The sequence below is a fragment of the Mesorhizobium sanjuanii genome, assembly GCF_002529485.1.
Classification (GTDB): domain Bacteria; phylum Pseudomonadota; class Alphaproteobacteria; order Rhizobiales; family Rhizobiaceae; genus Mesorhizobium; species Mesorhizobium sanjuanii.
In genome coordinates this window covers 1-21,544 of the sequence record NZ_NWQG01000229.1, presented here as the reverse complement: position 1 = coordinate 21,544, position 21,544 = coordinate 1, and the positions used below count along the sequence as shown (strand labels likewise).

Genomic DNA, 21,544 nt, shown 5'->3' with positions numbered 1-21,544 from the left:
GGAGGGAACGCTGCCGCGTGCCTCCACTTCTTCTTTGGCGCTAAAAGGCAGGTAATTTGCCGGGGTCAGCGCCAACGGAAATCTCCCTCCCCCTTGTGGGGGGTTAGGGGTGGGGGTACTCGTAGAGCGAAAGCCTGGGCTTTCCACCTGCGATAGCCCTGCCCGCAAAGGGAGATCGGATGTCGCGTCGGCTTTCGCCAACCGCCAGCTACTCGCTCTCCCCGTCCAGCGCCGGCACCGACACGCCCGCCAGTTCCGCCGCCAGGAGCCGCGCAGCACCGGCCCGCGCGATCCTCAGCATCAGCGCCTTGCGCGTCGCCGCCGCCATGCGGTGCTCCGGCGCATCGCGCAGGATCTCGGCGCCATAGCCATCCGAGAGGATGAAGCCGCATTCTTCGGGAAAGATCTCCGAGGGCACGCCGGGATGGGTGGCAAAGAAGAAGCGATCGGAATGCAGCCGGTAGTCAGGCCATTTGCGGTCGACCCGGAAATCCTCGATCGAGGATTTGATCTCGATGATCCAGATGTCGCCCTGGCGCGTCAGCGCGATGAGGTCGGCGCGGCGGCCGGTGGCGAGCGAGATTTCGGGCAGCACATGCGCGCCCATTTCCCTGAGCAGCCGCTGCACGCCGCGCCGCACCAGCATGGCGCGCTCCGACTGGCGGCCGTCGATCAGGGGATTAAGGGGAATCGGGGAAATGATCGGCATGGGCGACACCATGTCAGATTTTGTTCACGGTTTGAACCCCCAAAGGGTGGGGCGATTATGTACTTTACAAACACGACGCCGCAGGGCTCTCCCGTATCTTTGATCGAACGATACGCGCACCAATCGCTAATTCGCTCCAACGCTACTCGAATGCAATAGTTGTAGAAATAGTCGCTTGGATGCATGGAAAGTTTCTCGGCGGCCGGATTTCGATATTTTCGCATGTTCGGTTTGTGCGGGCCACGACGAAGAAGCGTATCTTTTCGCCGGCCAGAGCATCGCAAACGGACTTTTTCTTATGCTCCTTGAGGTTTCGATAATGCAGGTCAGGGCTTTGCGTCGAGTAGATCGAGGCTTTGATCGAGCGGATGAGTTCGACTAGATTCGGCTCATTAGTCGCGCGGATGACCGCGCAGCCAACGGTAAACCATTCGCTTGCGCCATTAGGATCTATCGGCGCTACAGTCTTGATACCAGGGTCGCCAGCTTCATCGAAATAGGCAATGAAGTACGGTTCTGGTACACTCCCTCAGAGGCCATTCGACATGAAGACGACTGCCAAAGAAAAGAGTCAAGTTGAGAAGTTCCGCGAACTAGCGCGCAAGATTGAAACAGTCGATTCCGAAGAGCCGTTGAACGCGGCAATCAAGAAGGTGGCCAAGTCGCCGCCGCCGAAGGCGGATACCAAGAGCGGCAAGGACTCAAACTGAGCGGCTTTGATGGCGTTCCTTCTGGCCTTCCTACTCTGCGGAGCGGCATTCCTTGCCGTCGTGTTCATTCATCAAAACTGGTTGCGGGACCACACAAAGGACTGGGTTCCGACAACCGCAGAAGTCTTGAAGCTTATTGATGGGGGTGACGGGCCAAACAGTTATCTGCTGCAATACTCGTTTGACGGAGAGGTCTATCGCATCGAAACGAGCCCATGGCTATTTCCCGTCTGCGCTGCGAAGGGGGGCTCGATTATCACCGTTTTAGTCAATCCGAAGACTCCGCGAGAATGCGCTGGCAAGTTACCGCAGGGTGGCGGATTCGGCTGGTCCAGGGGTTCAACTTGACTGAGAATTGGGTCTGTCAAATATACAATCGCCTAGGAAAAGGCGATTGTATATTTGACAAACCCAAGGGGAAAATGGGGATGGCCCCTCTACGAGCCGGCGCCGGTTTTTGAATGCGTCTATGATAGCAGAACCCATCGGCACCAGTGGCCGGCTGGAGGTCTGAGTGGGAATTGAACCCACTACGTCGGTTTTGCAGACCGATGCGTCACCGTCCCGCCCTCAGACCTTGGTGCCTCTATGCCCAATCCATCAGCGCCTAGTCAACCTGATCGATGTCGCCATGGCGCTGGCAAAACTGACGAGACGGCTTGGCACTCGGTTTCCCTCTTATTCTGCGCCAGTTCCTCTATCGCTTTCGGGCTTCAGGTCCTTCCGCCTCCGTCATCTCGATCTCCACCGGCACGCCCCGCCGCAGCGAGTTGCCGACCGCGGTGATCGCATTGGCGCCGTCGATGATTGTCCTCGGATCGGAGCCGTCCAGTGTCTCGCAGGAAACCGTCATCCTTGCCGAAGTCGCCAGCAACGGCTTGCCTTCGAGGGTCACCGTGACGGTGACAGCAATCTTCCCGAGTTTCACGCCCATGTCCTCGGCGACATAGCGAAGATCGTTGCAGAAGCATCCGCCGATCGCCAGCGCCAGCAACTGGCCGCCGTTGAAGCCGAGGCCCATGCCGCCTGCTCTGCCTTCGGGCCGGTCGACGACGATCGTGTGCCCACCGGCCCAGCCCATCGCGGCCTGCGTGCCTTCCACCGTGCGCAGTTCGACGGTCATGGAAACCATATGTGGATATCCCCCTCGTTGCGGGTCTTCAATGCGTTGGCGTGCGGTGCTTATACAGCCGCCGAAGCGCCCTTGTCGCCATCCTCCGTACCACCCGCAATATCATCCAGGATCGGGCAGTCCGGCCGGTCGTCGCCGTGGCAGGCGTGGATCAGCTTTTGCAGGGTCGCGCGCATCGATTGCAGTTCGCGCACTTTCTCCTCTATTGCCGTGACATGGGCGGCCGCGATCTCGCGCACATCGTGGCTGGCGCGGCTGCGGTCCTGGTAGAGCGCCATCAGCTGGCGGCAATCGTCGATGGAAAAGCCCAGGTTGCGCGCGCGGCGCAGGAAAGCCAGCCGGTGGATGTCCTCGCCCGTATAGTCGCGGTAGCCGTTGCCGGCGCGCCGGGGACGAATCAGCCCGATCTCCTCATAGTAGCGGATGGTCTTGGCCGGCAGGCCGGAACGATGGGCGGCATCCCCGACATTCATGGTGACGTCCTCGACTTCCGGCAGCCCTGACGGACTGCCCCATTGATTTTGCTTCACAATCCTGTGAAGCCTGTTGCCGAAATGCCATAGTAACGCGGTTACCGGCACGTAAGCTCTCGCATATAGGCATCGCGCGCTTGGCAAGCAAAGCAAATGCCAGCATGAATGATGGCGACAAAGCGGCCTTAACGAGCCGCACTATTTTAGGCGGGGCATCGGACCTTTTTATGCGCTTGAAGTCATTTGCAATCGTCGCCGCCCTCGCGCTGTCGACCGCTATCACCGGTTGCAGCACCATCGGCTCGCGGGTGTTCTCCAACGACTACGGCGCGGTGACCGATGCCGGCTATTCATTGCCGCGTATTCCGATCGAAAAAGTGCCGTTCAAGTACCGCCGGCAAGTGGTGGAGTACGACACCAGCGAAAAGCCGGGCACCATCATCGTCGATACGCAGAACAAGTTCCTCTATTTCGTCATGGGCGACGGCGAGGCGATGCGCTACGGCATCGGCGTCGGCCGCGAGGGCTTTGAATGGCGCGGCACCGCCCGTATCGCGCTAAAGCGCGAATGGCCGACCTGGACGCCGCCTTCGGCGATGATCAAGCGCCAGCCGGAGCTTGCCAAGTTTGCCGGCGGCATGGAGCCGGGATTGAAGAACCCGCTCGGCGCGCGCGCCCTGTACCTGTTCAACAAGGGCGGCGATTCGGGCTATCGCCTGCATGGCAGCCCGGAATGGAACTCGATCGGCAAGGCGATGTCGTCGGGCTGCATCCGGCTGATGAACCAGGACATTATCGACCTCTACGACCGCACATCGGTCGGCGCCAAGGTCATCGTCCTGTAACACCAATTCTACGCGGACCGTCTAGGCAACAACTGACGTCCAAAACAGAAAACCGGGCAATTCGGCCCGGTTTTTTGTTTTTGCCCGAAGGCGATTGTTTGACCCTCTAGGAGACTTGCTCGACCTGCTGCACCTCTGGCACGAAATGCCTGAGCAGGTTCTGGATGCCGTGCTTCAACGTCGCCGTCGATGACGGGCAGCCGGCGCAGGCGCCTTTCATGTGCAGGAATACCGTGCCGTTCTCGAAGCCGCGGAAGGTGATGTCGCCACCGTCCTGGGCGACGGCCGGGCGCACCCTGGTATCGAGCAGTTCCTTGATGGTGATGACCAGTTCCTCGTCGGCCTTGTCGTAGAATTCGCCGGTCTGGCTGGTCTCGGCGGCGGGGCCGGCCTTGACCATGACCGGCGCGCCGGACATGAAATGCTCCATGATGGCGCCGAGTATCGCCGGCTTCAAATGCTGCCAGTCGGGGCCGTCCTTGGTCACGGTGACGAAGTCATAGCCGAAGAAGACGCCGGTGACGCCCGGGATCTCGAACAGCCGGCCAGCGAGCGGCGAGGCAGCCGCGGCAGCGGCTGCGTCGCGGAAATCGGCGGTGCCTTCGACAAGCACTTCCTTGCCGGGCAGGAATTTCAGCGTCGCCGGGTTTGGCGTCGATTCGGTCTGGATGAACATGGCTGTCTCCATGCCCGTTTCGGGCAATAGTTTGGAATAGTTCTAAATAGGCTTTGTCGGCTGGACATTCAAGCGAAACGCATCGCCGGAATGGCTGGCTAGCGGAATGTTTTTGCCATGGCACATCGAAAGCTGACAAGCTCTATCCTTCGACCTCGACGAGCAGTTGTCCACTTGTCTGCAGGATGTTGACTTCGGCTCCTTCAGCCGTCCGCCTGAATTTGAGGTCGACGCTTCCGCCACCGACGCGCAACCCGTGAAGCTCGATGTGATTGACGAAGTCCGGGAGACGCGGCCGCACGATACGGAGTTTCCCGCCGAAGGCGTCGGGCTCCAGCCCCAGCAACGTGATCGCCAGGAACGGCACCGTTCCCGCTGCCCATGCCTGCGGGTGGCATGCCACGGGATAATGTACCGGTGCCTGAAAATCCTCGCGTCGAAAGCCCGCCATAGCCTCGGGCAGCCTCTGGTGGCGAAAGTGGCTAGCGGCCTCGGCAATCGCGGTAAAGATTCGTAATGCCGCTGCATCCTCGCCATATGCCCGGCAGCCGGCGGCCAGCAGTGCATTGTCGTGCGGCCAAACGGTTCCGAGGTGGTATCCAACCGGATTATAGCGCCGTTCGACGGTGGAGAGCGTGCGCACGCCCCAGCCGCTGAACATGTCGTCCCGCATCATCCGCGCCACTGACCGGCGGGCCTTGTCCTCGTCCGCGATCCCCGTCCATAGCGCATGACCGGGGTTTGAAGAAACGACCGCAGCCTGGCGGCCCCTCGCTTCCAAAGCGAGGACAAAGATGCCCTGGTCTTCGCACCAGAAGTCGCGGTTGAAACGTGTCCGAAGTCTTTCGGCCTCAAGGCGAAGCTGCTTTGCACGATTGGGTTCTCCCGCGCGCTCGTAAAGATCGGCGATCGCGTGCTTTGCGGCAAAGACGTAGCCCTGCACCTCGACGAGCGCTATCGGCGGCCTTGCAACGCTGCCATCCGCCCGGACAATCGCGTCGCCTGAATCCTTCCATCCCTGGTTGACAAGGCCCTTTTCAGAGGAACTCCGATATTTGAGGTATCCCTCGCCATGGTTGTCTCCGGCTTTCGCGATCCAGCCCAAAGCGCGTTCCACGGGCTCCTGCAACTCGCGAAACAGATCCAGATCGCCGGTCCATGCCGCATGGCGCCCAAGAAGCAGCAGGAAGAGGGGGGTGGCGTCGACCGTGCCGTAGAACCGGGCATGCGGAACATCGCCGGCCCGGGCGAGTTCCCCGACGCGGAGTTCATGAACGATCTTGCCGGGCTGCTCCTCGCGCCATGGATCGAACCGCCGTCCTTGATAGCTGGCGAGCAGGCGCAGCGTCTGGGCCGCGATCTCCGGCTGAAAAGCGAGCATCTCCAGTGCAACGATCAGGCTGTCGCGACCGAACAGGGCGACGAACCACGGCACGCCGGCCGCGAAATATTCCTTGTCGCCGAGACGCGATCTCAGCACCGCGAGATCGCGCAGGGAGCGCTCGATGATGCTGTTAAGAAGCGCACTGTCGCTGGTGAGCTTCGTATGCTGCTCCAGCCATTGTTCCGAGCTGTCCTGGAGGCTTCCCACAAGGTGGTTGAGCGCAGCGACCGGCTGCTGGTTCAACTGCTCGGCCTCGACCTCTTCGGAGTGCTCCTTCAATTCTATGGTAACCGCGATTGTCCGGGTGTCCCCTGCCGGCACCTGAAGCCCGAACGCGGCAGTGGCCCCACGCCTCCTGTCGGGCGCCGGCGAGAAGGCGATCGTGACTGTTCGGCGGAGCCGGTCGGTGCCGTGGTACACAAGCTGGAGCCTGCCGTCGCTCCATCCTGGCCGTTCGCATCTGCCGAAGTTTTCGTGTGCCAGCCCGCGCACGTTGAAGATGTCCTCGAAGCCGGCACGGAAGTTGAAGGTGAGTGGAAAACTATGTGCCTGATGCCCGAAATTCTGGATGGTCATGACCTCCCGCACGCAAGTCTGTCCTGCATCGAGGATACGCTCCCAGCGAATGCCAAGCTCGTCCCTGGGGATCAATTGCCCACGTTCGAGTTGCAAATCGGGATTGGTCAGTTCAAAAAGCGCCACATAGCCCTTTTGTGCGGTTGAGGCCAACACGACGGGAGCCAGGCCGGCAATCGCCACCTCATAGCCGCCGAGGAAGCGGCAGTCGTGAAAATACAGCCCGAACCCATGCTCGCCTTTCACCGGCATCTGCGCGTCCGAACCGACGACGTAGTAGAGATTGAGGTTCTTGACCGTGACTGCGCCAGCGATGCTGTCCACCATGGCCGGATGGCCCTTGGTGAGCAGGCGACGCTTGCGTTCCTGCTGCGCTTGAGGGCTTTGTCTCGCTCTTTCCCGCGCCGACCGGCGCGGTTGTGAAGACTCGATCAGCCTGTCTTGCCCACGCCTGCTGGTTCCTCGCTTTGATTTGGCCATCAGCTCCCACCCTGGAATCGTCGCCTGCACGCGCAGATTCACATGGCGCGATCGTGCCGCACGCCAAGGGTCGTGCGCCATAACGCCGACAAAGCTCGGCCCGCTAACCCGGAAGGGCGGCTGCATTGGAGGGGAGGTTGCGCCCGGAAGGCCCTCAGGCGAGGCTGTCGATCTCCTCGTCGGAAAGGTTCTGCGGCACCACGGTCACCGGGATCGGGAAGGCGGCGCCCTTGCCGGCGACGGCGCCGACCAGCGGTCCAGGCCCCTCCTTGCCGGCGCCGGCCGCCAGCACCAGGATGGCAATGTCCTGGTCTTCCTCGATCAATTTGTGGATCTCCTCCGTCGGCTTGCCTTCGCGCACCACCAGTTCCGGCTCGATGCCGAGCTTCTGGCGCACCTTGTTGGCATAGCTGTCGAGGGCCGCGCGCGCCGTCGCGTTCGCCTCCTCGCGCATGATCTTCTCGACGCCCAGCCAGTGCTGGAAATCGTCCGGCTCGATCACATAGAGCAGCACCAGCACGCCGCTCGTGCTCTGCGCCCGTTTCGAGGCGTAGGCGACGGCGCGTTCGCATTCCGGCGTGTCGTCGATGATCGCCAGGAACTTGCGGCGATGACCGGCTTCGCGGCTGAGGCGTTTTGAGACCATGTCTATCTACTCGGTGGTTTTTCGACCGCAATCTGCCACCGCCGCAGACCGGCCGCAAGCGGCCGGCCATTGTGGCTGTGTTGGGTGGCAGTGTCAGGACAGGGATCAGGCCTGCAGCAGGCCGATAATGTCGCGCACCGTCTTCATCGTCGCTTCGGCCAGGACGCCGGCGCGCTCGCCGCCATCTTTCAAGACGGCGTCGACATAGGCGCGGTCGCCCGAAATACGACGCATCTCGCTGGCGACGGGCGCCAGTCTTTCCACGGCAAGGTCGGCCAGCGCCGGCTTGAACACGGAAAACTGCTGGCCGCCGAACTCCTTGAGCACCGCCTCCTTCGAGATTTCGGCCAGGCCCGCATAGATGCCGACGAGGTTTTCCGCCTCCGGCCGTCCAGCCAGGCCGTCCAGCTCGCCCGGCAACGCTTCGGGATCGGTCTTGGCCTTGCGGATCTTCTTCGAGATGGCGTCGGCATCGTCGGTCAGATTGATGCGTGACAGGTCCGACGGGTCCGATTTCGACATCTTCTTCGAGCCGTCGCGCAGGCTCATGATGCGCGCCGCCGGCCCGCCGATGACCGGTTCTGTCAGCGGGAAATAGCCGTTCACCGTCTCCTCGCCGACCTGCATCTCGACGCCGACGCCAAGGCCTGCGATGCGGTCCGAGAAATCATTGTTGAATTTCTGCGCGATGTCGCGGGTCAGCTCCAGATGCTGCTTCTGGTCCTCACCCACCGGCACGTGGGTGGCGCGATAGAGCAGAATGTCGGCAGCCATCAGGCTCGGATAGGCAAGCAGCCCGAGCGACGCGTTCTCGCGGTCCTTGCCGGCCTTGTCCTTGAACTGCGTCATGCGGTTCATCCAGCCGATGCGCGCCACGCAGTTGAAGATCCAGGCAAGCTCGGCATGCTGCATGACCCGCGACTGGTTGAAGACGATGTGCTTCTTCGGGTCGATGCCGGAGGCGAGGAAGGCGGCGGTGATCGAGCGCGTCTGGTCGGCAAGGTCGTCATAGACGAGCTGCGCGGTCAGCGAATGCAGGTCGACGACGCAATAGATGCAGTCGGACGTGTCCTGGAGCGCAACGAATTTCTTGATGGCGCCGAGATAGTTGCCGAGATGCAGGTTGCCGGTCGGCTGGACGCCGGAAAAGACGAGTGGCTTGAAGGCGGTCATGATGTCCTCATGGCTTGTGGAGGGCCGTAAAAGCGTGATTCCGAAAAGTTGCAGACTTTTCGGAGCCAATCACGCGGCTGGAAACCGCGCGCGGCGAAAGTCTTGCGACGGCGCGCTTATGGACGAGAGCGGGGAGAGGATCAAGAGGGTGTAGGCGATCGCGGCAGAGCAATTGCTTCAGGCCGGATTGCTTGTTCCTTGTTGTTGGGCGCCGCGCTTGTTGCGCCTGTCTCGGGTTGATAGGTCGGCACCGCCCTCATTGTCCTGCCGGACATTTCTCCCCGTATAGAGACGGGGAGAAAGACGCTCTCATCGCCGGTTTCGCCAATCGCCAACGTTGCCAGAGTGGCGCCACGTTGCGGTCAGCTACTTTCTTCCCGTTTACGGGAGAATGCCCGGCAGGGCAATGAGGGGCGGCGCCGACATCGATATGTATGATAGGGTGGAACATGTTCTGCATACGATCTGATGAGAAATGGATGACCGTCACCATCAACAATGAGAAAGCTCTGGAGCGCCGGCGCAATCGCGAAACGACGCTGGAGACGGCGGCACGGCTCCGGGCCGAGTTCGGCATTGAGTTGAGCGAGCAGGCGCGCAACCCGCTGCCACGCTCTGTCTACGACGAGTTGTCCGGCGAAGACTGATGTTTGAATTCCGGCTTACGGATCTGGAGACTGTTCCGTAACCGGCGGCGCACCCTTGCGTTTGATGTTCCGCCGGATCATGCCGAAATCGGCGCCGCCGGTGGCGAAGGCGGTGACGAAATAGAGCAGCGCCCCGCCGGCGACGAGCCCGAGCACCGTCGTCGCCTTGATCAGCAGCGGCGACCCGGGGCCGATCCTGGTCGCGAACCAGTGCTCGGCGAAATAGAGCGCCGCCGCCATCACCGCCGCCGACAGCACCAGCCGCGGAATGCGTTTCAAAAGCGGCACATCGCGGCCCCAGTGGCCGCGCCGGATCAGCACGCCGAGCAGCATCAGCGCATTGACCCAGCCGGCGACTGCGGAAGCGACCGCAATCCCGGGCGCCCCCATCGACGGAAACAGCGTCAGTGCGGTCGTCACGTTCACCGCCACCGAGATGGCGGCGAAGATCATCGGCGTGCGCGTGTCCTCGCGGGCGAAATAGCCTGGGGTGAACGCCTTGATCAGCACGAAGGCCGGCAGGCCGAGGCCGAAGATCGCCAGGATCGCCGCCACCGTCGGGGTCGAATTGTTGGCGGCAAAGGCACCGCGCTCATAGACCAGCCGCACGATCGGCTCGGACATGACCAGCAGTGCGGCGGCGGCCGGCAAGGTCATGAACAGGGTGAACTCGACCGAGCGGTTCTGCAGATTGGCCGCTTCGATCAGATTGCCCGACTTCAGCGCCCGCGACAGTTCCGGCAACAAAACGATCGCGACGGCGACGCCGACGACGCCGAGCGGCAACTGGTAGATGCGGTCGGCGTAGGCAAGCGACGAAACAGCGCTGTCCTGCGCCGACGCGATCGCCGTGCCGATCAGCTGGTTGATCTGCGTGATGCCGCCGGTGATCGCCGCCGGCAGCGCGAGGACCAGGAGCCGCTTGACGCTGGGCGTCATCTTCGGCCGGCGAAAGCCGATCGAGATGCCGGCATGGCGCACCGCCACCCACACGATCGCCAGTTGCACCAGCCCCGCCGCCAGCACGCCCCAGGCCAGCCCGAAGCCGACCGTGTGGGCGTCCGAGCCCTTGTACCAGGCATAGGCGAGCACACTGATCAGGATGATGTTGAGGAACACCGGCGCTACAGCGGCCGCGAAATAGCGGCGCAGCGAATTCAGCATGCCGGCCATCATGGCGCCGAGCGACATGCAGATCAGGTAGGGAAACATGACGGTCGCAAGCTCGACCGTCGTCTCGAACTTCCCCGGCGTGTCGGCAAAGCCCGGTGCCACCAGGTAGCGCACGATCAGCGGCATCGCCAGTTCCATGGCGATGGTCAGCGCCAGAAGTGCCGTGAACAGCACGCCGAACACTTCTTCTGAAAAGCGCTTGGCGCCGTCGGTGCCGTGGGTTTCGATCTCCTTGGCGAAGAGCGGCACGAAGGCGGCGTTGAAGGCGCCTTCGGCGAACAGCCGGCGGAAGGTGTTGGGGAACTGGAAGGCGGCGTTGAAGGCGTCGGCGACCGGCCCGGTGCCAAGCGCTGCCGCCATCAGCATCTCGCGGCCGAAGCCGAGCGCGCGGCTCATCAGCGTGCCGGAAGCGACGGTGGCGAATTTCTTGACCAGGCTCATTGTTGTGAAGATGGGCTCATTGTTGCGGAGATTGCCTGCGTGACGGGGGAAAATCGAGGACGGCGTTCACTCGGCCGCGGCCTTTGCCTTGCCGCCACGCTCGGGCGCTTTGCCTTCGAGTGCCGCGATCAGCCTGTTATGGATGGCGGCGATGCGCGCCGGGCTGTCGATCTTCTGGCCGGTCAGGTCGGTGACGTAGAAGGTGTCGATGACCTTTTCGCCGAAGGTGGTGATATGGGCCGACGCGATGTCGAGCGACAGGTCGGACAGCGCCCCGGTGATCTCCGAAAGCAGGCCCGGCCGGTCCAGCCCCTCGACCTCGATCACGGAAAACCGGTTCGACAGCGTGTTGCGGATTTCGGCGCGCGGCGGAATGCGGAACACCTTGGCGCCGCGCCGCGGCTTGGTGCGCTTTTCGATCATCTCGGGCAGCCAGCTCTTGCCCGACAGCACGTCCTCGATCAGCCGGCCGACGCGCTCGGCGCGGCGGCGCTCGTCCTCGTCGCGGTCGAATTCCCGCGAGATCAGGATGGTGTCCAGCGCGCGGCCGTCCGACGTGGTGAAGATCTGCGCATCGACGATGTTGCCGCCGGCCCCGGCACAGGCGCCGGCAATGACCGAAAGCAGGCGGGGATGGTCCTGCGCCAGAACGGTGATTTCCGTCACCGCCTCGAACTGGTGGGTCTTGACCATGGTGGCGAGCTTCTTGCCCGCGGCATCCGCCTCGCGGATGAACTCGGCATGACGGAGCTGGTCGGCGAGATCGACCGTCAGCAGATAGTTCTCATAGTGCAGGCCGACATAGCGCTTGCGGGCCTTGTCGGGCCATTCGGCGAGTGCTTCGGCCAATAGCTCGCGCGCCGCCGCCGTCCGCTTGGCGCGCGACACTTCCGAGAACCCGCCGGTCAACAACAGCTCGGTCTCGTAATAGAGCGTGCGCAGCAATTGTCCTTTCCAGCCGTTCCACACCCCCGGGCCGACGCCCCTGATGTCGCAGACGGTGAGGATCAGCAGCAGCTTGAGCCGCTCGACCGACTGCACGACCGCCGCGAAATCCTCGATCGTCTTGCGGTCGTTGAGATCGCGGGTCTGCGCCGTCATCGACATTACGAGATGGTTCTCGACCAGCCAGGCGACCGTTTCGGTGTCGGCTGGCGAGAGCCCCATATGCGGGCAGATGCGCCGCGCGATCCGGGCGCCTGCTTCCGAATGGTCCTCCGGCCGCCCCTTGGCGATGTCGTGCAAGAGCACCGCGACATAGAGCGCCTCGCGGCTTTTCCGCAAGCCCGGCATCAGCGTGTGCGAGAGCGGGTGGGTCTTTTCGCCATCGCCACGCTCGATCTCGGCCAGCACGCCGATGCAGCGGATCAGGTGCTCGTCCACGGTATAGTGGTGGTACATCGAGAACTGCATCATGGCGACGATCTTGCCGAAATCCGGGATCAGCCTGCCCAGCAGGCCCGCCTCGTTCATGCGCCTGAGATTGAGCTCGGCATTGCGGTCCGAGGTCAATATGTCGAGGAATAGCCGGTTGGCCTCCTCGTCGCGGCGCAGCGCCTTGCCGACAAGGCCAAGCGACCGGGTCAGAAGCTTCAGCGCATCGGGATGGAATTCCAGCCCGTGCTTGTCGGCGAACCAGAACAGCCTCAACAGATTGACCGGGTCGCGCTCGAACACCTCGTCGTCGGCAATGTTGATGCGGTGATTGTCGACAATGAAATCGGAGGTGCCGGCAAGCTTGCGCTTGCGGCGCGAGAAGGTGAGGAAGATGCGGTTGAAACCCGGCACATGCTTGGCCTGTTCCTCCTCGAGCGCCGCGCAGAAGATGCGGGTGAGGTCTCCGACATCCTTGGCGACGAGGAAGTAGTGCTTCATGAAGCGTTCGACTGCCGACAGGCCCGGATGGGTGGTGTAGCCCAGCCGCTCGGCGATCTCGCGCTGGATGTCGAAATGCAGCCGCTCCTCGGCCTTGCCGGTGAGGAAATGCATGTGGCAGCGCACGGCCCACAGGAAGTCCTCGGCCTTCTGGAATTCCCGGTATTCGGCATCGGTGAAGACGCCTTTGTCGACCAGCTCCTCGCCGGTGCGCACCCGGTAGAAATATTTGCCGATCCAGAACAGCGTCTGCAGGTCGCGCAGGCCGCCCTTGCCGTCCTTGACGTTGGGTTCGACCAGATAGCGGCTTTCACCGGCCTTGGCATGGCGCTCGTCGCGTTCGGCGAGCTTGGCCTGCACATATTCGGGGCCGGTCGTGCGCACCACCTCGCGGTCGAAGCGCAGCAAGAGCTCGTCATAAAGCTTCTGCTCGCCCCACAGGAAGCGCGCTTCCAGGATCGAGGTGCGGATGGTGATGTCGGTGCGCGACAATCTCAGGCATTCGTCGATGTTGCGGGTGGCATGGCCGACCTTCAGCCCGAGATCCCACAGCATGTAGAGCATGTATTCGACGATCTGCTCGCCCCATGGCGTCTGCTTGTAAGGCAGCAGGAACAGGAGATCGATGTCGGAGCCGGGCGCCAGCGTGCCGCGGCCATAGCCGCCGACCGCAACGACAGCCATGCGTTCGGCCGATGACGGGTTTTTCACGCGATAGACATGGTTGGCGGCGAAATCGTAGAGCACGCGGATGATCTCGTCCATGAGATGCGACAGCCGGGCGGCGCAGGCGTTGCCGCTGCCATCTTCCATCAGCATGCGTTCGGCGATTGTGCGGCCCTCGTTGAGCCGGCTTTTGAGAAGCTGGAGAACGCCACTGCGCACTGCCTGCCCGGCGCCATTGCCTGCCGTGGCCGCGGTCAGCGCGGTCATGTCACGGCGCAAGGCTTCGCCGTCGATCAAATCGTCGAGTTTCAGGGCTATTTTTGCCATAAGTGCTGTTCGGCCTCGCCGTTTCGGCGGCGTCTATAGCGCGTTTTCGCGGCGCTGGGTATGGGGCGGGCGGATACGTTCTCCGCGGTGGTCGAACGGGATGATCGTCTCCTGCCGCAGCTGGCAGAAGTCGAACATCTGTTTCGCCATCCGCTTGATCTCGATCCCGATTTTGTTCAGTCCCGCCTTCCTGCGTCTTTTGATCTTCTTGATTATGTCACGCTGCTCGCCGCGATCCTGCTTGAGCATGCTCGGCAGTCCGACAGCCTTTTCACCCAGGAACTGGTCCTGCAGGCACAGTGCCGGAACGAGCTGATAGATGGTCTTGCTGGACGACGTTGCCAAGGCTGGATTGAAGACGACGTGGTCGACCGGTATACCGATATCCTCCGTGCCGGCGACGAGATCGCGCGCGGCTTGCCTTGAAACGATGTAGCCAGCCGTCCCGATATGGGCCCCGTGGAGCCTGGAAACGGAAAAGCCGTGGCCGGCCGAAACGCGCTTTCGGGCGATCGTGGTTTTCTTGAAAAATGTCTCCAACTTGACGATATCGGCATCGGCCGGAATCCAGCCGGTATCGGCAAGCAATGCGCCAGCTTTTGCGGAAAACACGATATCGTCTTCGAAGATGGCGCCGTAGGCATCGTCGCCGGCCGCGATGATCGCCCAGCAGGCCCTATGGCTGAGCAGGCAGGCGATCTCGGCATCTGTCATGCGAAGCGGCGATTTGCGCTTGACGCGCAGCGGCATAAGGGCGAGGTCGGGCCGATCCTGGGCGTCGATCGCAGCAAACCGCTCGAACCCAACGCCGATCCGGGAAAACTCGGCCGTCATATGGGCGAGCCTGTCGCCGGACCGATCGAGATTGATGACCAGACATTTCATTTGCCAGGCACTTCGTTTGAGCGGGATCGACGCAGTTAGCCAAAAGTGGTCGCGTCCATAGCATACCGGCACAAATGTGCGCGGTTTTTTCCGTTCATGCGGTTCGATGATGGCCAAGTGCAGGAAATTGAAACTGGCCCTTGACCTTCCAGTTACTGGAAGCACTACCTCCGCCCAGAGATCGAGACACAGAGGCTTTTCGCATGACCCATTCCGGCCACGATCATCACGCGCATGGCGGCTGCTGCTCTGCGAAAGCAGCTGCGTCTGCAACCGTCGTCCGCGATCCGGTCTGCGGCATGACCGTCGATCCAGCCGCCGGCAAGCCGACGGCCGAGAATGGCGGCCAGCTCTATCATTTCTGCAGCGAGCACTGCCGCCAGAAATTTCTCGCCGAACCGCAGAAATATTTGACGGCCACCGATCCCGTCTGCGGCATGAGCGTCGACCGCGCCACCGCGAAGCACTTTTCCCGACACGAGGGCCAGGGCTTCTATTTCTGTTCGGCCGCCTGCCAAGCGAAATTCGCAGCCGAGCCGGCAGAATATCTTGGCGATCGGCCGCAGGCACCGACGATGCCGAAAGGCACGCAGTACACCTGCCCCATGCATCCCGAAATCATCCGCGACAAGCCCGGCTCCTGCCCGATCTGCGGCATGGCGCTGGAGCCGATGGGCGTACCGACCGGCGATGAAGGCCCGAACCCGGAGCTGGTCGACTTCACCAGGCGCTTCTGGGTAAGTGCGGTGCTGTCCGTGCCATTGCTGATCATTGCCATGGCGCCGATGCTCGGTCTGACCTTTCAAGCCTTGATCGACGATCGGACGAAGGTCTGGCTCGAACTGGCGCTGGCCAGCCCGGTAGTGCTCTGGGCCGCCTTTCCCTTCTTTCACCGCGGTTGGGATTCGGTTCTCAACCGCAGCCCCAATATGTGGACGCTGATTTCGCTCGGCGTCGGGGCCGCCTATCTCTACAGCGTCGTCGCCACGCTGTTTCCGGATATCTTCCCGCACCAGTTCCGCGGTCATGGCGGCACGGTGCCGGTCTATTTCGAGGCGGCCGCCGTTATCGTGGCGCTCGTGTTCTTGGGCCAGGTGCTGGAACTGCGCGCCCGGGAAAAAACCGGCTCGGCGATCCGCGCGCTGCTCGACCTGGCGCCGAAGACGGCGCGGCGGATCGGCGAGGACGGTTCCGAAAACGATGTGCCGCTCGATGCGGTCAAGGCCGGCGACCGCCTGCGCATCCGTCCCGGTGATGCCGTGCCGGTTGACGGCATCGTGCTCGAAGGCCGCTCGTCCATCGACGAATCGATGATATCGGGCGAGCCGCTGCCGGTCGAAAAGACCGAAGGCGATGCCTTGACCGGCGGCACGCTCAACAAGAACGGCTCGCTGGTCATGCGCGCCGACAAGGTCGGCGCCGAGACCACATTGGCCCGGATCGTCGAGCTCGTCGCCAAGGCGCAGCGGTCGCGCGCGCCGATTCAAGGGTTGGCCGACCGCGTCTCCTTCTATTTCGTGCCGACCGTCGTGCTGGTCGCGATCATTGCCTTCGTCGCCTGGGCGGTCTTCGGCCCGCAGCCCAGCCTGGTCTTTGCCATCGTCTCGGCGGTCTCGGTGCTGATCATCGCCTGTCCCTGCGCGTTGGGCCTGGCGACGCCGATGTCGATCATGACCGCCACCGGGCGCGGCGCGCATGCCGGCGTGCTGATCAAGGAAGCGGCCGCGCTCGAACGCTTTGCCTCCGTCGATACGCTGATCGTCGACAAGACCGGAACGCTGACCGAAGGCCGGCCGCGGTTGACCGATGTTGTCGCCCTCGACGGCATGCCCGACGATGAATTGCTGGCGCTTGCCGCTGCTTTGGAGAAGGGCTCGGAGCATCCGTTGGCCGAGGCGATCGTCGATGGCGCCGGCGAGCGGGGGTTGAAAATCGCCGACGCCAATGACTTCGAGGCGGTCACCGGCAAAGGCGTTTCCGGCACGGTGTCGGGCAAGAAGGTGGCGCTCGGCAATATGGCTATGATGGCCGATCTCGGCATCGACACCGCGCCGCTCGGTGAACAGGCCACGGCGCTGCAGGCGGACGGCAAGACAGTGATGTTCGTTGCCGTGGGGAGAAAGCTGGCCGGCATTGTCGCCGTCGCTGATCCGGTCAAGGCGACGACTGCCGAGGCGATCAAGGCACTGCACGACAGGGGCTTGAGGATCATCATGGCGACCGGCGACAATGAGCGTACGGCCAGGGCTATCGCCGGCAAGCTCGGCATCGACGAGGTTCGCGCCGGCCTGCTGCCGGAACAGAAGGCGACACTTGTCGAGGAATTGCGCTCGAAAGGCGCCGGCGTCGCCATGGCCGGCGATGGTGTCAACGACGCACCGGCGCTGGCCGCCGCCGATGTCGGCATCGCCATGGGCACCGGCGCCGATGTCGCGGTCGAGAGCGCCGGGATCACGCTGGTCAAGGGCGATCTCAACGGCATCGTCCGGGCCCGAACGCTCGCCCAGTCAACGATCCGCAACATCCGCCAGAACCTGTTCTTCGCCTTCCTCTACAATGTGCTTGGCGTGCCGGTCGCGGCCGGCGTGCTCTATCCGCTTACCGGGACGCTTTTGTCGCCGATGCTGGCGGCAGCGGCGATGAGCCTGTCTTCGGTTTCGGTCATCGCCAACGCTTTGCGGCTCAGAACGTTGAAACTCTGAGCGAAGCCCCCAGATACGAAATCCATTCGACAGGAGATTATGGATGACCTTGGCTAAAAAAATCGTGCTGTTGCTGATGGCGGCGGGCATGCTGGTTGCGGTGTTTCTCGAAAGCGTTCCGGCGCAGTCCGAAGAGATGAAACACGACATGGGCGCGATGGCGATGGGCGCCGATGGCCCCTCGACCGAAGGCTACAAGGCGGCGATGGACAAGATGCACACCGACATGGCGATCGAATATTCCGGCAATGCCGATGTCGACTTCGTCCGCGGCATGATCCCGCATCATCAGGGCGCGATCGACATGGCCAAGGTCGAATTGGCCAACGGCAAGGATCCGGAGATCCGCAAGCTGGCCGAGGCCGTCATCAAGGCACAGCAAGCCGAGATCAAGCAGATGCAGGATTGGCTTGCCGCTCATCCGGTGAAGTAGCCACCACGTTGAGTTCCGGGAAGGTCCTTTCCGGATTTCTCCCGCTGGCTATGATAGTTTTCCGGCCCCGACTGGAGCACGTGATGCCATCAACGATCAGAACCACCACGCTGCCCTCCGGCGAAGTCGTTCCGGTGCTCGGGCAGGGCACCTGGAAGATGGGCGAGGATTCTCGCCGCCGCGCCGATGAGGTCGCGGCGTTGAGGCTCGGGCTGGACCTTGGCGTCACGCTGATCGATACGGCAGAAATGTATGCCAGCGGCGGCGCAGAGGAAGTGGTGGCGCAGGCCATCGCCGGGCGCCGCGACGAGACCTTTCTGGTCTCCAAGGTGCTGCCTTCCAACGCCTCGCGCGCCGGCGTGGCGCGTGCCTGCGAGAACAGCCTGAAGCGCCTCGCCACCGACCGCATCGATCTCTATTTGCTGCATTGGCCCGGCAGCGTGCCGCTGGCGGAGACCATCGAGGCCTTCGAAGCCTTGAGGAAGGCCGGCAAGATCCGCCATTGGGGCGTCAGCAATTTCGACACCCACGAGATGGAGGAACTGGTCGGCCTGCCCGACGGCGGCTATGTCCAGACCAATCAGATCCTCTACAATCTGTCCCAGCGCGGCCCCGAATTCGACCTTTTGCCCTGGAGCCGGCAGCGCGGCATTCCACTGATGGCTTATTCGCCGGTCGATCAGGGCGCGCTGGCGCGGAACTCGAAGCTGGAAGCCATAGCCACTCGCCACAATGTTACGCCGGCGCAAATCGCGCTTGCTTGGGTGCTGCGCCAGGACGGTGTCATCGCCATTCCCAAGGCCAGCAAACAAGAGCATGTCAGCCAGAACGTCGCCGCGCTCGACATCAAGCTCACCCCGGAAGATTTCGCCGACATCGACCGCGCCTTCCCGCCGCCGACCCGCAAGCGCGGGTTGGAGATGATCTAGAGGACGAAAATTTGGAACCGGTTTTCGGAAGAATCAGAGAGTGAGCATTGGAACGAATTTCAGCTGGGTATCATCACACCACCTACAAAATCGGGGATATGACGATCACGTCGCTGCGCGACGGTTATGTCGACATGCCGACAAGGCGGCTGCGCCAGCCTGGAAACATTGTATTCGGCGATAACCTGCCATCGCAGGTGGCGCTTGTCGACGGCGCGCTCAGGTTATCCGTCAACGCCTTTGCCATCGATGACGGCGACGAAATCACGCTGATCGACACAGGGGCTTCGAACGCCTGGCACCCGACAATGGGGCATCTGCCCAAGGCGCTGCGCGAGGCGAAGATCGCCGTCGACCGGGTACGCACTGTTGCCTTCACCCACACGCATCTCGACCATATCCACGGGCTCATCCTTGCCGACGGTGGCGACGGCTTCCCGCAACTCTCACGCCTGCTTGTCCCGCGAGCCGAGCTCGACATGTTCCGGGCGGAGGCGAGGCTGGAACGCTTCCACAGCCGGGCGCAGCCCTTCGACGCTGGACAGCGGCTCGGCGCGCCTATCGAGACGATCGCCACCCTTGGCCATGAAGTCGGCCACACCTGCTTTCGCGTTACAAGCGGCGGCGAAACCCTGTTGATCTGGGGCGACATTGTGCATGCGCCATCGCTTCAATTCGACCACCCGGAGATCGCGTGGGAATTCGACGCCGACCAGGAACAGGCGAGGGCAAGTCGGCTGCAAATCCTGGCGATGGCAACCGGCAACGGTTGCTACGTCGCGGGAGCGCATCTCGATTCGCCTGGCGTCGGCCGGGTTTTTCGAACCGAAACCGCGTTTCGATTCGAACCCCTGTAAGCGCTAGCCCAATGCCGCCCGTGCTCGCTGCAGGGCGCGGGAAAAGACCGCCGTATCGTCGAAAGCGCGTCCCAGCGTCAGCGCGCCCTGGATGGCGCAGACCGTCTCTTCGGCGAGTTCGTCCGCCCCGGCCGGGCTATGTCCGGTGCGGGTCAGCGCTTCGGCAAGATGCGCCACCCAGCGGCCGAAATAGCTTTTGATCGCCTTGGCGAAGAGGTCGCGGGACTCGTCAAGCGCGAAGGCACCGATGAGGCACACCCGGCGACCGGAGCGGAAATAACGGTCGGTGGCCTCCAGCATGCGCTCGATGCCGGCATGCGGGTCAACCCAGTCCTGCAGCGGCATGAAGACATTCTCCTCGAACCAGCCGTCGATATGGGCGATGACGGCCGCCGCCATCTCTTCCTTGCCGCCGGGGAAGAAGTGATAGAGGCTGCCTTTGCCTAAGCCGGTCGCCTCGCCGATCAGCGACAGGCTGGCGCCTTCATAGCCGTGCTCGCGAAACACCTCGGCCAGGATCGCCAGCAGGCTGTCGCGATCGGGCGCTATCCGTCGCATTCGCCCGTTACAGTCCGAGTTCGGAAAGGCCGGGATGGTTGTCGGGCCGGCGGCCGAGCGGCCAGTGATATTTGCGCTCGCTCTCACTGATCGGCAGATCGTTGATGCTGGCGACGCGCCTACGCATCAGCCCGGCGGTGTCGAACTCCCAGTTCTCGTTACCGTAGGAACGGAACCAGTGGTCGCTGTCGTCGCGCCATTCATAGGCAAAGCGCACGGCGATGCGGTTTTCGTTCCAGGTCCACACCTCCTTGATGAGGCGGTAGTCGAGTTCGCGTGCCCATTTGCGCGCTAGGAAACCGACGATCTCCTTTCGCCCGCTGACGAATTCTGCGCGATTGCGCCAAGCGCTGTCCTCGGTATAGGCGAGCGAAACCCGTTCGGGATCGCGGCTGTTCCAGGCATCCTCGGCAAGCCGCGCCTTTTGTGCCGCGGTCTCAAGCGTGAAGGGCGGCAGCGGTGGACGGTTCATGGCGTTATCCCATCGATCGAGGTGATGGCGAACATTGTACCAATCGGTACATTAACGTCAAGCGGCACTGAATGGTGCTATGGCTTCCCCGCCATCCCTTTCAGTCGATAGAGCGCTTCCAGCGCCTCCCGCGGCGTCATTTCGTCGGGATTGATCGCGCCCAGCGCCTCACCCAGCGCATCGTTCCTGGCCGGCTTCGGCGCCTCCCGCTTCAGCGCCACCGAAAACAGCGGCAGGTCGTCGACCAGCCGGTTCGCCTTGCCCGAGACTTCGCCGGCTTCGAGCTGGTGCAGCACTTCCTTCGCCCGGCCGACTACCGCTTCCGGCAGGCCGGCCAGCCGTGCCACCTGCACGCCATAGGAGCGGTCGGCCGCGCCCTTGCCGACCTCGTGCAGGAAGACGACGTCGCCCTCCCATTCCTTGACCCGCATGGTGACGTTGTGCAGCCGCGACAGTTTCCCGGCCAGCGCCGTCATCTCGTGGAAATGGGTGGCGAAGATTGCCCGGCAGCGGTTCTTCTCGTGCAGATATTCGACCGCCGCCCAGGCGATCGACAGGCCGTCGAAAGTTGCGGTGCCACGGCCGATCTCATCCAGGATGACCAGCGCGCGTTCGCCGGCCTGGTTGAGGATGGCCGCCGTTTCCACCATCTCGACCATGAAGGTCGAGCGGCCGCGCGCCAGATCGTCGGAGGCGCCGACCCGCGAAAACAGCCGGTCGACGACGCCGATATGGGCAGATGTCGCCGGCACGAACGAGCCGGTCTGGGCAAGGA

Annotated in this window: 21 protein-coding genes and 1 tRNA gene; 7 read left to right on the top strand and 15 right to left on the bottom strand. The window is 62.8% G+C overall.

The annotated features are described in order from the left end of the window. Positions 1–208: 208 nt before the first annotated feature. Positions 209–709 carry an MmcB family DNA repair protein gene (locus CN311_RS28180; protein WP_165779879.1) on the bottom strand — a complete coding sequence of 167 codons (501 nt, stop codon included), beginning with the start codon at positions 707–709 and terminating at the stop codon, positions 209–211. A gap of 142 nt (positions 710–851) precedes the next feature. Continuing rightward, positions 852–1,214: a DUF3800 domain-containing protein gene (locus tag CN311_RS33915; protein WP_115504279.1), complete on the bottom strand. Its 363-nt coding sequence runs from the start codon at positions 1,212–1,214 to the stop codon at positions 852–854. A 40-nt stretch (positions 1,215–1,254) separates the two neighbouring features. Here CN311_RS33915 and CN311_RS32750 point away from each other — a divergent pair, with 40 nt between their 5' ends. Further along, positions 1,255–1,419, top strand: coding sequence for a hypothetical protein (locus CN311_RS32750; protein ID WP_165779878.1), 165 nt, complete (start codon positions 1,255–1,257; stop codon positions 1,417–1,419). Between the two features lie 503 nt (positions 1,420–1,922). On the opposite strand, the gene CN311_RS28170 is transcribed toward CN311_RS32750, so the two are convergent. The 3 genes from CN311_RS28170 to cueR form a co-directional block, all read right to left on the bottom strand. After that, a tRNA-Cys gene (locus CN311_RS28170) sits at positions 1,923–1,996 on the bottom strand. Between the two features lie 120 nt (positions 1,997–2,116). Further along, a complete protein-coding gene (locus CN311_RS28165) occupies positions 2,117–2,551 on the bottom strand; it encodes an OsmC family protein (protein WP_097576901.1) in 435 nt (144 codons plus the stop codon). 50 nt (positions 2,552–2,601) lie between these two features. Further along, positions 2,602–3,024 (bottom strand): Cu(I)-responsive transcriptional regulator, encoded by a 423-nt coding sequence (gene cueR / locus CN311_RS28160; RefSeq protein WP_097576906.1) that lies wholly within the window; start codon positions 3,022–3,024, stop codon positions 2,602–2,604. A gap of 227 nt (positions 3,025–3,251) precedes the next feature. On the opposite strand from cueR, the gene CN311_RS28155 reads away from it, so the two are divergent. Next, positions 3,252–3,869, top strand: a complete 618-nt coding sequence (locus CN311_RS28155) for a L,D-transpeptidase (RefSeq protein WP_097576900.1) — start codon at positions 3,252–3,254, stop codon at positions 3,867–3,869. Positions 3,870–3,975: 106 nt separating this feature from the next. Here the strand turns inward: CN311_RS28155 and CN311_RS28150 are convergent, their stop codons facing one another. The 4 genes from CN311_RS28150 to trpS form a co-directional block, all read right to left on the bottom strand. After that, a complete protein-coding gene (locus CN311_RS28150; protein WP_097576905.1) occupies positions 3,976–4,545 on the bottom strand; it encodes a NifU family protein in 570 nt (189 codons plus the stop codon). A 142-nt stretch (positions 4,546–4,687) separates the two neighbouring features. Then, positions 4,688–7,027 (bottom strand): amylo-alpha-1,6-glucosidase, encoded by a 2,340-nt coding sequence (locus CN311_RS28145; protein WP_165779877.1) that lies wholly within the window; start codon positions 7,025–7,027, stop codon positions 4,688–4,690. Positions 7,028–7,139: 112 nt separating this feature from the next. Continuing rightward, positions 7,140–7,631, bottom strand: coding sequence for a universal stress protein (locus tag CN311_RS28140; RefSeq protein WP_008872431.1), 492 nt, complete (start codon positions 7,629–7,631; stop codon positions 7,140–7,142). 105 nt (positions 7,632–7,736) lie between these two features. Continuing rightward, on the bottom strand, positions 7,737–8,804 hold the full coding sequence (trpS, locus tag CN311_RS28135; protein WP_097576898.1) for a tryptophan--tRNA ligase: 1,068 nt from the start codon (positions 8,802–8,804) through the stop codon (positions 7,737–7,739). A gap of 479 nt (positions 8,805–9,283) precedes the next feature. Here trpS and CN311_RS32745 point away from each other — a divergent pair, with 479 nt between their 5' ends. Continuing rightward, positions 9,284–9,451 (top strand): hypothetical protein, encoded by a 168-nt coding sequence (locus CN311_RS32745; RefSeq protein ID WP_165779876.1) that lies wholly within the window; start codon positions 9,284–9,286, stop codon positions 9,449–9,451. A 15-nt stretch (positions 9,452–9,466) separates the two neighbouring features. On the opposite strand, the gene murJ is transcribed toward CN311_RS32745, so the two are convergent. The 3 genes from murJ to CN311_RS28115 form a co-directional block, all read right to left on the bottom strand. Next, entirely contained in the window at positions 9,467–11,065 is a 1,599-nt protein-coding gene (gene murJ, locus CN311_RS28125) for a murein biosynthesis integral membrane protein MurJ (RefSeq protein WP_097576897.1), read from the bottom strand. Positions 11,066–11,131: 66 nt separating this feature from the next. Continuing rightward, the gene (locus CN311_RS28120) at positions 11,132–13,933 is read right to left on the bottom strand and encodes a [protein-PII] uridylyltransferase (RefSeq protein WP_097576896.1); all 2,802 of its coding nucleotides are present in this window, start codon (positions 13,931–13,933) and stop codon (positions 11,132–11,134) included. A gap of 33 nt (positions 13,934–13,966) precedes the next feature. Beyond that, entirely contained in the window at positions 13,967–14,818 is an 852-nt protein-coding gene (locus CN311_RS28115; RefSeq protein ID WP_097576904.1) for a glycosyltransferase family 25 protein, read from the bottom strand. Positions 14,819–15,021: 203 nt separating this feature from the next. Here CN311_RS28115 and CN311_RS28110 point away from each other — a divergent pair, with 203 nt between their 5' ends. From CN311_RS28110 to CN311_RS28095, 4 genes are all read left to right on the top strand, one after another. Continuing rightward, a complete protein-coding gene (locus tag CN311_RS28110) occupies positions 15,022–17,520 on the top strand; it encodes a heavy metal translocating P-type ATPase (RefSeq protein WP_097576895.1) in 2,499 nt (832 codons plus the stop codon). 43 nt (positions 17,521–17,563) lie between these two features. Further along, on the top strand, positions 17,564–17,953 hold the full coding sequence (gene copM / locus CN311_RS28105; protein WP_097576894.1) for a CopM family metallochaperone: 390 nt from the start codon (positions 17,564–17,566) through the stop codon (positions 17,951–17,953). 83 nt (positions 17,954–18,036) lie between these two features. Beyond that, complete coding sequence (locus CN311_RS28100) at positions 18,037–18,882, top strand: aldo/keto reductase (RefSeq protein ID WP_097576893.1); 846 nt, start codon at positions 18,037–18,039, stop codon at positions 18,880–18,882. Between the two features lie 98 nt (positions 18,883–18,980). Then, positions 18,981–19,739, top strand: coding sequence for an MBL fold metallo-hydrolase (locus CN311_RS28095; RefSeq protein ID WP_245440981.1), 759 nt, complete (start codon positions 18,981–18,983; stop codon positions 19,737–19,739). Between the two features lie 3 nt (positions 19,740–19,742). On the opposite strand, the gene CN311_RS28090 is transcribed toward CN311_RS28095, so the two are convergent. From CN311_RS28090 to CN311_RS28080, 3 genes are all read right to left on the bottom strand, one after another. Continuing rightward, positions 19,743–20,297, bottom strand: a complete 555-nt coding sequence (locus tag CN311_RS28090; RefSeq protein ID WP_097576891.1) for a TetR/AcrR family transcriptional regulator — start codon at positions 20,295–20,297, stop codon at positions 19,743–19,745. A 7-nt stretch (positions 20,298–20,304) separates the two neighbouring features. Next, positions 20,305–20,769, bottom strand: coding sequence for a nuclear transport factor 2 family protein (locus CN311_RS28085; RefSeq protein ID WP_097576890.1), 465 nt, complete (start codon positions 20,767–20,769; stop codon positions 20,305–20,307). 77 nt (positions 20,770–20,846) lie between these two features. After that, a partial coding sequence (locus CN311_RS28080) for a MutS-related protein (RefSeq protein WP_425351104.1) occupies positions 20,847–21,544 on the bottom strand: 698 nt, incomplete at its 5' end.

Excerpts from the sequence above, each read along its gene's own strand:
- CN311_RS28180 (WP_165779879.1), bottom strand. The coding sequence starts at position 709 with ATGCCGATCATTTCCCCGATTCCCCTTAATCCCCTGATCGACGGCCGC.
- CN311_RS32750 (WP_165779878.1), top strand. The coding sequence starts at position 1,255 with ATGAAGACGACTGCCAAAGAAAAGAGTCAAGTTGAGAAGTTCCGCGAA.
- CN311_RS28165 (WP_097576901.1), bottom strand. The coding sequence starts at position 2,551 with ATGGTTTCCATGACCGTCGAACTGCGCACGGTGGAAGGCACGCAGGCC.
- cueR (WP_097576906.1), bottom strand. The coding sequence starts at position 3,024 with ATGAATGTCGGGGATGCCGCCCATCGTTCCGGCCTGCCGGCCAAGACC.
- CN311_RS28155 (WP_097576900.1), top strand. The coding sequence starts at position 3,252 with ATGCGCTTGAAGTCATTTGCAATCGTCGCCGCCCTCGCGCTGTCGACC.
- CN311_RS28150 (WP_097576905.1), bottom strand. The coding sequence starts at position 4,545 with ATGTTCATCCAGACCGAATCGACGCCAAACCCGGCGACGCTGAAATTC.
- CN311_RS28140 (WP_008872431.1), bottom strand. The coding sequence starts at position 7,631 with ATGGTCTCAAAACGCCTCAGCCGCGAAGCCGGTCATCGCCGCAAGTTC.
- trpS (WP_097576898.1), bottom strand. The coding sequence starts at position 8,804 with ATGACCGCCTTCAAGCCACTCGTCTTTTCCGGCGTCCAGCCGACCGGC.
- CN311_RS32745 (WP_165779876.1), top strand. The coding sequence starts at position 9,284 with ATGACCGTCACCATCAACAATGAGAAAGCTCTGGAGCGCCGGCGCAAT.
- murJ (WP_097576897.1), bottom strand. The coding sequence starts at position 11,065 with ATGAGCCTGGTCAAGAAATTCGCCACCGTCGCTTCCGGCACGCTGATG.
- CN311_RS28120 (WP_097576896.1), bottom strand. The coding sequence starts at position 13,933 with ATGGCAAAAATAGCCCTGAAACTCGACGATTTGATCGACGGCGAAGCC.
- CN311_RS28115 (WP_097576904.1), bottom strand. The coding sequence starts at position 14,818 with ATGAAATGTCTGGTCATCAATCTCGATCGGTCCGGCGACAGGCTCGCC.
- CN311_RS28110 (WP_097576895.1), top strand. The coding sequence starts at position 15,022 with ATGACCCATTCCGGCCACGATCATCACGCGCATGGCGGCTGCTGCTCT.
- copM (WP_097576894.1), top strand. The coding sequence starts at position 17,564 with ATGACCTTGGCTAAAAAAATCGTGCTGTTGCTGATGGCGGCGGGCATG.
- CN311_RS28100 (WP_097576893.1), top strand. The coding sequence starts at position 18,037 with ATGCCATCAACGATCAGAACCACCACGCTGCCCTCCGGCGAAGTCGTT.
- CN311_RS28095 (WP_245440981.1), top strand. The coding sequence starts at position 18,981 with ATGACGATCACGTCGCTGCGCGACGGTTATGTCGACATGCCGACAAGG.
- CN311_RS28090 (WP_097576891.1), bottom strand. The coding sequence starts at position 20,297 with ATGCGACGGATAGCGCCCGATCGCGACAGCCTGCTGGCGATCCTGGCC.
- CN311_RS28085 (WP_097576890.1), bottom strand. The coding sequence starts at position 20,769 with ATGAACCGTCCACCGCTGCCGCCCTTCACGCTTGAGACCGCGGCACAA.